General features: G+C 65.4%; 10 protein-coding genes. 4 read left to right on the top strand and 6 right to left on the bottom strand.

Annotated elements, in window-relative coordinates; genetic code table 11:
- Positions 1 to 392: 392 nt before the first annotated feature.
- The 3 genes from J7E22_RS16620 to J7E22_RS16610 are packed head-to-tail and all read right to left on the bottom strand — an operon-like array spanning position 393 to position 2281.
- Positions 393 to 599 carry a tautomerase family protein gene (locus J7E22_RS16620; protein WP_214982953.1) on the bottom strand — a complete coding sequence of 69 codons (207 nt, stop codon included), beginning with the start codon at positions 597 to 599 and terminating at the stop codon, positions 393 to 395.
- 39 nt (positions 600 to 638) lie between these two features.
- Complete coding sequence (locus tag J7E22_RS16615; protein ID WP_214982952.1) at positions 639 to 1541, bottom strand: SDR family oxidoreductase; 903 nt, start codon at positions 1539 to 1541, stop codon at positions 639 to 641.
- Positions 1541 to 2281 carry an SDR family oxidoreductase gene (locus tag J7E22_RS16610; protein WP_214982951.1) on the bottom strand — a complete coding sequence of 247 codons (741 nt, stop codon included), beginning with the start codon at positions 2279 to 2281 and terminating at the stop codon, positions 1541 to 1543. Before J7E22_RS16610 ends, J7E22_RS16615 begins: the two co-directional genes overlap by 1 nt.
- A 96-nt stretch (positions 2282 to 2377) precedes the next feature.
- On the opposite strand from J7E22_RS16610, the gene J7E22_RS16605 reads away from it, so the two are divergent.
- The 4 genes from J7E22_RS16605 (at position 2378) to J7E22_RS16590 (ending at position 5156) form a co-directional block, all read left to right on the top strand.
- Complete coding sequence (locus J7E22_RS16605) at positions 2378 to 3115, top strand: TetR/AcrR family transcriptional regulator (protein ID WP_214982950.1); 738 nt, start codon at positions 2378 to 2380, stop codon at positions 3113 to 3115.
- Complete coding sequence (locus J7E22_RS16600; RefSeq protein WP_214982949.1) at positions 3112 to 3669, top strand: VanZ family protein; 558 nt, start codon at positions 3112 to 3114, stop codon at positions 3667 to 3669. Before J7E22_RS16605 ends, J7E22_RS16600 begins: the two co-directional genes overlap by 4 nt.
- Positions 3670 to 4169: 500 nt before the next feature.
- Positions 4170 to 4451 (top strand): VOC family protein, encoded by a 282-nt coding sequence (locus tag J7E22_RS16595; protein WP_308159288.1) that lies wholly within the window; start codon positions 4170 to 4172, stop codon positions 4449 to 4451.
- Between the two features lie 135 nt (positions 4452 to 4586).
- Positions 4587 to 5156 carry a recombinase family protein gene (locus tag J7E22_RS16590; RefSeq protein WP_214982948.1) on the top strand — a complete coding sequence of 190 codons (570 nt, stop codon included), beginning with the start codon at positions 4587 to 4589 and terminating at the stop codon, positions 5154 to 5156.
- 516 nt (positions 5157 to 5672) lie between these two features.
- On the opposite strand, the gene J7E22_RS16585 is transcribed toward J7E22_RS16590, so the two are convergent.
- The 3 genes from J7E22_RS16585 to J7E22_RS16575 all read right to left on the bottom strand — a co-directional run bounded on the left by J7E22_RS16585 (position 5673) and on the right by J7E22_RS16575 (position 10371).
- Positions 5673 to 7274 (bottom strand): hypothetical protein, encoded by a 1602-nt coding sequence (locus J7E22_RS16585; RefSeq protein WP_214982947.1) that lies wholly within the window; start codon positions 7272 to 7274, stop codon positions 5673 to 5675.
- A 378-nt stretch (positions 7275 to 7652) separates the two neighbouring features.
- Positions 7653 to 8684: a hypothetical protein gene (locus J7E22_RS16580; RefSeq protein ID WP_214982946.1), complete on the bottom strand. Its 1032-nt coding sequence runs from the start codon at positions 8682 to 8684 to the stop codon at positions 7653 to 7655.
- Positions 8674 to 10371 (bottom strand): N-6 DNA methylase, encoded by a 1698-nt coding sequence (locus J7E22_RS16575; protein WP_251009300.1) that lies wholly within the window; start codon positions 10369 to 10371, stop codon positions 8674 to 8676. Before J7E22_RS16575 ends, J7E22_RS16580 begins: the two co-directional genes overlap by 11 nt.
- Between the last annotated feature and the right edge of the window lie 5 nt (positions 10372 to 10376).

Raw genomic sequence — 10376 nt, 5'->3', positions numbered from 1 at the left:
ACACCTCACACGAGTCGGGGGTCGTGGCGACGTTGTGCAGATCGATGAGGAACGCAGCGTGAGCCAACACCAGGAGGAGCACCGCTGAGGCTGTCGTCACCGAGCCGCGCATGCGACGTCGTGGCGGACCGGGTGGCGTCCACGCGACCGGCGTCGGCTCCGAGTGGGTCACCATGCTCGAATGGTAGCGGCGCCGCGCTGCGGAAGCGCGGTCGAGGACGGACGCCAGATCAGCGCGCGAGTCCGGGCGGCCGTCCGGCAGATCCTTCCCTGCGGCCCCGTGAGCGTTCCGGTAGAGGATCGGCTACCGGACAGTGCGACGCCGTCTTCTCGAACTGGTGACGAAGGGACCCGGTCTTCCGGGTCCCTTCGTCTACGTGTGGCCAGCGGACTTAGACGCGGCCGAGCATCGCCTCGTTGAGGATGGTGCCGCCGAGCATCCAACCGCCGTCGGCGACCTCGTCGAGGATGACGAGGGTGGTCGGGCGCGCTCGCTCCCCGTACGCGTCGACGATGGCGTCGGTGACGGCGTCCTGCAGCTTCTTCTTCGACTCGGCGGTCAGGGTGTCAGCGGGGATCCTGATGTTGGCGAAGGGCATGGTGTTCCTCTCGGTGGGGTTTCCCGGGTGATCCGGGGGTCAGAGTGCGGCGTTCAGGGACAGGAGGTCCTCGATGCCGATGCGGTGGTAGAACTCGGACCGGATGCGGTCCGCGACCGCTGAGACGACCTCGCTGCCGTCGCGCGAGGGGTCGACGTGGGTCCGGTAGGGGCGGGTCCCGTCTGGGAGGCCGACCACGCGGACGATCTCGTCGGCGACGTCCTGCACGTCGGCGTCCACCGGGACGATCGCGGCGAGGCGGTCGGTGAGGTCCTGCCGGAGCGCCCCGTACTCCTCGTCGTGTGCAGCGACTCGGGCGGTGTCCGTCGGGACCGCGGCATTCGTGAAGTGGTTCGTCCCCGAGGTGAACGCTCCCGGGACCACGATGGTGGTGTCGATGCCGAAGCGGACGAGCTCCGCTGCGTAACTCTCGGCCAGAGCGTCCATCCCGGCCTTCGCCGCGAAGTACGGCGCGAGGAACGGCGGGTGCCCACCGCGGGTCGATGAGCTGCCGACCCACACGACCAGTCCGGACCGCCTGAGGCGCATGTGCGGCAGGACGGCGCGGGCGACGCGTTGTGCACCGACGACGTTGACGTCGTAGAGGGCCGTGAACTGCTCGGGTTTGAACGCTTCGGCCGGGCCGTAGGCCATGTGGCCAGCGTTCTGCACGAGGACGTCGATTCGCCCGTGCGAACGGACGACCGCGTCGACGGCGTCATCGACGGACTGTTGTGACTGCACGTCGAGCTCGACGGCGCCGAGCTGCAAGCCCTCGCGGATGGCGAGATCCTCGAGCTCGACGCGAGCCGTCGCATTCCGGCCGTCGACTGCGCGCATGCCCGAAACGACCACGTTGCCCGCCTGCGCGAGCGCTTCAGCCGTCAGCCGACCGAAGCCGCTGGACGCACCCGTGACGAGGACGACCCGTGGAGTGGCCATCAGACCATCCCGCCGTTGGCGCGGATGATCTGGCCGTTGATCCAGCGGCCGTCGGGCCCGGCGAGGAACGCCACGACCCCCGCGATGTCCTCCGGCGTGCCGAGCCGCTCGAGGGGCGGGACCTTCGACAGTGTGTCGATCTGCTCCTGGGTCTTGCCGTCGAGGAACAGCGTCGTCGCCGTCGGTCCCGGGGCCACCACGTTCGCCGTGACGTCCCGGCCGCGGAGCTCCTTCGCCAAGATCAGGACCATGCCTTCGACGGCGCTCTTGCTCGCGACGTAGGCGCCGTAGGTCGGGAACTGCGTCCCGACCACCGAGGTCGACATGCCGACGAACGTGCCACCGGCCCGGAGCCGGCGCGCCGCCTGCTGCGCGACGACGAAGGTCCCGCGGATGTTCGTCCGGTGCAGTGCATCGAGGACGTCGAGGTCCTGGTCGGCGATCGTCGACAGTGCGAGTCGTCCGGCGGAGTGCACGACGACGTCGACGCCGCCGTGGTCGGCCTCGATCCGGTCGAACATCGCGGCGACGGCGTGCTCGTCGGCGACGTCGGCCTGCGCGGCGATGGCGCGACCGCCGGCATCCTGGATCTGCTCGACGGTGGCGGCGGCCGCGGCCGTACCGCTGGCGTGGTTCACGACGACCGTGAAACCGTCGGCCGCCAGCCGGATCGACACCGCGCGGCCGATGCCGCGTGAGCCCCCCGTGACGACGGCGACGCGTTCTGGAGTGTTGCTCATCGTGCTTCCTTTCACTGATATGCGCCGTTCGTTTCGACGCTACGGTGAAGCTAGCACAGATACGATCATCGATACCATTTGCGCTACGATCGCTCCATGGCCCGATCTGATGAAGCACTCCGGAGCGCGCTGCTCCGAGCGGCGGAGGAGCAGCTCGTCGCAGCTCCCGACGGCGACATCGCCACCCGTGCTGTCTGCGAAGCAGTCGGCGTGACCCAGCCCGTGCTCTACCGCGTCTTCGGCGACAAGCGCGGGCTGCTGGACGCCCTCGCCGACGCAGGTCTCGAGCGGTACGCGGCCAGGAAGGCGGAGCTCGAGGTGTCCGACGACCCGTCGGCGGACCTACGACGCGGCTGGGACGACCACCTCGCGTTCGCGCGCGAGCACGCCGCGCTCTACCGACTGATGTTCGCTCCCCGGCCGTGGGCCAGCAGCTCGACGCGCGACGGCGTGACCGCGCTCCTCGAACGGACGCTGACCCGCTGCGCTGCCGCCGGCATGCTCCGAGTCGACGTCAGGGTCGCGGCGACGATGCTGCTCGCCGCGAACGTCGGGCTCGCACTGGATGGGATGAGCGCGAACCGCCAGGACGACTCCGACGACGTCGCCGACACGCTCCGGGGCGCGGTCCTCGGTGCCGTCCTCGTGCAGCCGCCCAGCCCGGAACGCGGTGACGTCGACGCGGCCTCTCGTCATCAGCTCCGCGCGCGACTCGAAGCAGGCAGATCAAGCCCGTTGCTCCCCGAGGAGTCGGCACTCATGAGGGTTTGGCTCGACCGACTCGACCACCACGCCGACCACGACCACGACCACGACCACGACGGCTCCGAATGATCTCCACGTTCCTCATCGAACACGCACCCCTGGTCCGTGCGGCATTCTGGGTGGCACTCGCCGCCGCCGCCGTGCTCGCCTGGTTGCTCCACCGCCTGCGGCTCCGCGGCGTCCTGCTGGGCCTGTCCGGGGTGTCGCTCGTCGCGGTGCTCGTGCTCACACTGTTCCCCGACGGCACGCGGCCGGGCGGCGTCACCTGCACCGTGCAGTTCTCCGTCCCGTTCCAGGGCCTCGAGACGCTCGCCAACGTCGCGCTCCTGCTGCCGCTTGTGCTCTTCCTCGGAACCGCGACGAACCGACCGCTCACGGTCCTCGCCGGCGCGGTGGCGCTCTCCGTCGCCATCGAGGTCGTGCAAGCCCTCGCGCCGGCACTCGGTCGTCGGTGCGACACGAACGACTGGTTCATGAACACGGTGGGATCGCTCCTGGGTGCCGTCGTCGCTCTCGTCATTTGCAGGATCGACCGACGTCGGACGACCACCGCCCGTCGCCGGGTGACCAACGGGCGGAACGCGGAGGACGAAGAGTTCGACACCCTGCGCGGTCGCTGCTGATGAGGGCGCGATGTGCGCGTGCTCGCCGTCCGTGGTGCGGATCGTGAGCACCTCGACGGGCTGACCACCGGCAGCCCCGATCACGTGCGGGATCATCGTCGAGAACTCCGCCGCACTTCCGGCCTCGACGCGGACCAGGCGGTTACCCAGTCGCAACTCAGCCGTAGCGTAAAAGACGGTGACCCAGTCCCGGCCGGGATGCACACCCGCCTCGGACTCTGGCGGCGCTGGTGTCGTGATGCGCATCCTCGCGACCGTGAGACCGTCCGGGCGCGACTGCGTGCGAGCGTCCAAATCGTGATCCCGCGCCGCGCGTCCCGGTGCGGTCGGATGACAACGTCGGCGTCGTCGGCCGGCTGGACGTGCCACACCTCTTGCAGTCCGTCATCGACATGCCAGCGCTGCGCGAGCTTGCCGAGTTCTACCGGTTACTACTGTGCCTTCACTAGCGAGACGGCGACGAACCTGACGCCGACGAGACGGAACAACCCGATTAGTTGGTGCTGACCGCCGACGACGGCACCCGCCGTCTGGCGTTCCAGCTCGCTCCTGACCTGCCCCGACCACAGTGGCCGACCGGCTCACTGCCGCAGATGCTCCACCTCGACCTGACCGTGGACACGACAGCCACGCCCGAACAGCAGCGCGCCCGCGCTCTGCGCTTGGGAGTGGCAGTCCTGAAGGATCGATCCGACGACGTCAACGAACCCCTCATCGTCTTCGCTGACCCTTCCGGACACCCCTTCTGCATCTTTGTGGCGCCACGCACACCGTCTCAGTAGACGGTCGTTCACCGGGACACCACGAGCGACCCTCGCCGGGGTGAGCAGGAGCAGCAAACTACTGGGTTCGTGATTCCCGTTTGCCTGTCCCGCATAAATGCCCGGTGAAGGGGGCATAAACGCTACAGTTGCGCCATGCTCATCGGTTACGCCCGCGTTTCGACATCGGGGCAGGATCTCGCAGCGCAACGAGACGGCCTCCGGGCTCTTGGCGTCCCCGACGAGAACGTTCACGTCGACCACGGGCTCTCGGGCACCACTCGAGCACGGCCGGGCCTCCGGGAAGCGTTGGCCGCATGCCGTACAGGGGACACGTTGGTTGTGACCAAGCTCGATCGGCTCGCGCGTTCGTTGCGTGATGCGACGGACATCGCTGATGAGCTGACGAAGAAGGGCGTCGCGTTGAACCTCGGGGGAGCGGTGTACGACCCGACCGACCCGGTAGGGCGGTTGCTGTTCAACGTGCTGGGGATGGTGGCCGAGTTCGAAGCGGACCTCATCCGCGCTCGAACGCGTGAGGGGATGGCGATCGCGAAGGCTGCCGGCAAGCTTCGCGGCCGGAAGCCGAAGCTCACCGTCTCGCAGGAGAAGCACCTGGTGGCGCTCTACCGCGCGGGCGGGCACACGACGAGTGAGATCGCGGAGCTGTTCGGGGTGGCACGGTCGACGGTGTACCGGGCAGTCCAGCGCGGCGGCGCGGAGTAGCCGCCGCGTCTTGCGAGAAGTCAGGGGCGAGGCGGGGTACACCGGGCTGTGGGTTTCGTGAGCGCTCTCGCCGGGTATCGAAGTACCGTGTCGTTCGCTACGCCGCGGAACCCTAGCCGCGGTCGCCTGCCCCCGCTACCGGGATGGCCTTGTCGTGATCGCACGTCGTACCCGACGGCGTCGTAGCGCGAGGGCGCCTGTCCCGGACCCGAACCAGCGCAGGCGCCCTCGACCCTTCTTGCTAGCAGCTCGCTGCGCGCACCCGCGAATCCTCGGCACCTGCTCGAGCCGCCGTCGTCGCCGCTTGCGTCGGGGGTTTCGTGTCGCAGGATCTCTAGACCCTGCACGGAAGCGTTGCAACGGCACAAGTACCCACCCCAGCGCGACGTCAAACGCACCTGGGGTAGGCGTGGCGCTGGCGTATACCGCAGAACCGCATGACCTTTCATGTTGTGTGCCCGCTTACAGGCACCCTGCGAAAGTGCAGCAGTACATGCCAGTGTGAGGGGACTGCAGTCATCTGGCGAGAAGGTGTTGCATAAACATCCAAACGTCGGCGCCAATGGAGCTGCCTGTGACGCTCGCAGAGAGCACCGCAACTACTGCCACTACCAGTGACGCTATCGACGCCCAGAGGGCGCGTCGACCGAGCCTTGAAGCGTCTATAGACGCACCAAGTGAAGCAACAGTAGCAAGAAGACCTCGGTATTCAGCGTCCGCTTCTCTTAGCATGCGTAGTCTTTTCAATTGCTCTTTCTGCATGTGTTTATTGAAGTTCCACGCCGGAATCGGGGATTGACCATGCTCCCGATGGGCCGCCTCCAACCACGGGGCAGTTATTCGACTGAACTCGATTTCTGGTTCCGTGACATATTTGCGCGACCAATATGATTTCACGTCATCAGTGATTGATGTGAGGTCTAGGCTGAGTGTCAAGAGCTGAGCGCGCAGGGCATCCAACGACTTGGTGGTGAAGCTGCGATGACCTACACGCGCCTCGTCGCGGGATGTCGAGTAGAGCCGTTCGGACACGTCGATGAAAGTATTCAGTGATAGCTTCACCAGAAAGCTGCGCACGAGTCGACCGACGTGCTCACCCAGGCCGTAGGCGGACGGCTCTCCGTAAATGTCGAGGCGTTCCGCCGCGCCAACTGAGGCCGAGCTATTTCCCCACAGAGTCCATGTGTTTCTTGCCGGCATACCTGGCGTCAGGTCTACTGATTGCACAGACAAGGCTAGTTGAGGGAGTGATTCGGAAGAGAAGAACAGAACATTTTGGATTCCTAGAGCGCGAATCGTTTCCCGCTCGTCCCGACTGGGGGGTTCCTGTTGAAACGGTGAGGAGGAGTCCAATAGAAGCAGATCCAACAGCAACTGGGGTTCGTCGTGAGAAGCAAAGAACCCCGGGCACCGTTTTTTCATCCAGGCCCGCGCCGTGTCGTGCTGGGCCGCGCGAACCTCTTGGGTAGTCCGATAGGCGCTAAATAGTCGATTATCCGCGACTGGACGTTTTCCGTTTTGATGGATTAGCCGCGGTTCATGAGGCCCATGAAGGACTGAGTCGAGATCGTCTGAAGATGACTCTTTGAATCGGAAATGCGCGACTACCGCCGTTAGGCCCGCTCCGACATGGATAGCTCGCAAATCGATGCTCTGAAATGGGCGAGGAGTGGTTTCCCGCGTGGCGTCAGGCGCGAAAATGTTGCTGTCCACGTCTGCGATTGTTGCCAAATTCCACCATTCAACTCCACGAGTAACTCGAGAATCGTGCAGGAATTCCTCGTTCGATCGATGCCCTAGTAGCCACTGCCGCTGGTTATCCCAAGCGTTTTTATGAATCGAGGCCGTTAAACTGGCAAATTCACTCGGTGGAAACAGTTCAACAACCCAAAGACCGATATTTTTGACGTGCTCCTCGGTCGGTACATGCAGATTGTACATAGGGTCGTCATGGTCCCAGGCGAAATTTTCCGCGTGCTGGTGGTAAGCATAACCGAGGTTTACAAGGCGGCTCAAGGCGTCGAACGCAACTCTCGGCCGCCGATATCGTTTCGGTAACTTGTATGAAAACCGTTGCAGTCGCTGGGCCACGTCGTACCAGCGCCATGCATCTCCCACGTCGGGGACCGTTTGTTGAACACGTTCGCGGCTAGCCCGGGAACGAGCGACTGCTTCGCCAACGTCGTCTGAGACCGCCATGTGTCTGCCTCTCCATGTCGTACTGTCATCAATCGCGCTTCATCTAGCGACATGAGAGACGATGCCAGACCGCACCGACAGCAACGCGAGGGCGCGTCTGTCGCGATGCCGGCTGGTGCGGTCCGACGACGCGGGTATCCGTCGGTTGTGACATAAGAGACCACTATCAGCAGGAACGTCGTCCATCATCTGCTTTGAAGCGGGTCGGCCGAGGGGAGCCCCGTCAAGGCGTGCTATGCAACCCCCGGAGAGGCTCTAGTTGACCGGGGTAGCAATGCGTCCCCGGGTCGGGCTCGGTCAGCTCTGAATGGGCTCGCGGAACCGGCGTCGTGCTTCCTTGTGACGGTTTACAGGTGTGGCGTCGATGACGCGATTGACCATCAGCGCCATGAAGTGCGCGGGCTGAAGAGGCGCAGGGACAGCGTCATGATGGATCGTGACGCGAGGGAGGGCTGCCAGAGCGTCGTCGACGGCTGACGCAGGGATGTCTTCCAGGGTTTCGTCTTCGTCCTCGTCCTCGGGGACTATGCCGGCTGCGAGAAGTGGATCGTCAGCTTCGCCCGGTGCCTGTTCGTTCTCGGAGGGGGGTGCTTGGCCGTACTCCATCATGATGAGTGCTACGGCGTGGTAGGCGTCGTCTTCACGGCCGAGCTTCTGCAGGAGGTCGATCAGCCACTCAGCTTTTTCCGTTTCCTCGGTCAGGATCGTGGATCGCAGCCCGTACACGAATCCGAGGGCCGCGAGTGGGTGCCGGAGACGGAGGTTCTTGGCGTCGCCGTAGCTTTCCTCCACGCGGTTCGCGGCGTTCTTGCCGAAGCTGGAGTCCATCCGCTTGGTGCTGATGAGGAGTTCGGGGCCGGTGTCCCAGTCGGACATGACGACGTCGACCTGCTTGAGGTAGTTCTTCCCCAAGATGTTCGCGGACGCGGAGGTGACGCCCTTGATCGGCGTCGACTTGGTGAGGCGCGCTTCGAGCCGTGCTCGTTCTTTCTTCGGGAGTCCAGCGAGGAGGTTGACGATCGCGGCCGGCATGATTCGCGGGTGCTTTCCGCGGGGCCAGGTTGCGTCGTGGTCGAATCCGGCGCGGCGGAGTTCGTACGACACCCAGACGTCGAACGCCAGGGCGGGAACGCCGGAGGTGGTGGGAGCGCCGAGGTAGAGGGGGACGCCGAGGAGCTTTTCGAGGACGTCGAAGTCTGGCCCATACGTCACGGTTCCGTCGGCGTCTTGCCTCCACGGGTTGGTGTGTTCACCGCCCGGGGCAGCGTCGGTGCAGATTCGGTCGAAGATGGCCCACGCCTTGGACTTCGCGGATGGCTTACCGGCCACTTTCAGACCTCGATACTCGTCGTGCTGTCATGGAGAGGTGTGCTTGGCGGACGACGTCGACGGCGGCGTTGGTGAGCGCGCCGGAGTCCAGCAGAAGGGCTTGGTCGACGATATCGACGGCGCCGAGGAGGTCGCCTGCTCGGAGGAGACGGGCGACGTCGGCCTTGACCGCGCGAAGCGCCCCCGCACGTGTAGCGACGAGAGTCGGAGAGGGCATGGCCCAGACGTCGGCTTCTCGCGGTTCGATCTTCAAAATTCCGCCCCCGTAGGAGCGGCCCACCATCTCGGCGTTGAGGAGCGTGACGGAGTTGAGGCTGGCGAGCGGCAGGAGTTCCCGGCCGAGGTCGCGGTGCTCGTCTTTGAGGTAGACGCCGTGAACTGAGTTGAGGTGCAGTGCCCCGGCGTCGTTTGTCGTGAGGCGGGGAGTGTCGGCGTTCATGCACGTCAGGAGCAGATCTGCTGGTGGCAGGAGCGGCACCTGATACCAGGTGCGCCGGACCCGGCACTTGTAGGCCTGGTCAACGCCGGCAATGTGGCCGGCCTGGATATACGCCTGAGCGGCCGGAGAGGGATTGTCCCCGGGGCGGAACAGCCAGGTCGCTTTCCCGGCGTTGCCGAGGTTCGTCATGTGATGCCGAGTGAGCGCCAGCCCACGAAGGTGCGAGCTGCCCGGGGGAGACAGGCGGAGCAAGTCGGCCCTGGTCAATCCCAGTTCACGTACCCGAGCGGGCGACAGAGCAAAGTACCCGTTGTTGCCGGTCACCATCCCGAGCGTCGTGTCACCCCAGTGTTCAAGGGTTCCGAACTCACCCGATTCCCGGAGTTCTCGGAGGGGTCGAAGAGCGTCAGTGCCAACGAGGAGACCGGTCCACTTGTCGGCCGGGCTCTTCGGCGACCAGGTGAGGGGGACGCCCAGGCTCTGCAGCGCTGCGGCGTGCTGGGCTTGGTGGATCGTGGCGTGGTCGGTGGGCCCCTGATCGAAGCCGTCAGCGAGCAGCAGCACCACGTCGGCTTCTGCTTCTGGGAACACCTGCTCGGTGAAGAGCACCAGCTCGATGCGGGCGAAACGGTCGAAGAGAAACTGTCGCACCGGGGCGGCGTAGTTAACGCTCAGCAGTTCTGCCGGCAGGACCAGACCCATCCGGCCGCCCTGACGGAGGAACAAGGCCGATTGGATCGTGAACGCTGCCCAACTGGATGCGAGGCCGTTGAGGACGACACCGGCGCCGAGCGCAGCTGCCCGTGAGCGAGTGCGAGCTTCCCCTGCGAAGTCCTGGTAGCGGATGTAGGGAGGGTTGCCGATCACGGCGTCGTAGCTCGGAGTCGGGGGAACGAGGAAGAAGTCGCTGTGCGTGATCTCCGCGACACCGCCCGCCGCCGTGACGCGCTCGTCGGCGACACGCGCACTGTGCTCGTGGATCTCCACCCCGGCGACGGTCGGTGTCTGGTTTCCCAGCTCCGCGAGACGCCGCACCGCTTCCACCAGGAACGCCGCGTCCCCTGCTGACGGTTCCATCACTCGGTCGTCAGGGGACCGGACAGCCCAGTCGGTGATGAACCGGGTGAGAGGTTCCGGGGTGAAGAACGCGCCTCTCGCCTTGCGGAGCTCCGAGGTGTCGGAAGCAAGGGGAAGGGGGGAGCTACTCACAGCATCATTCTGGGCCATCCCACCGACGAAGGTCGGCAACCCGG

Origin of the sequence: Curtobacterium sp. ISL-83 (genome assembly GCF_018613895.1) — a bacterium.
Taxonomy (GTDB): domain Bacteria; phylum Actinomycetota; class Actinomycetes; order Actinomycetales; family Microbacteriaceae; genus Curtobacterium.
Note: the sequence above shows the minus strand (reverse complement) of the source record. Positions and strands in the feature narration are given on the sequence as shown.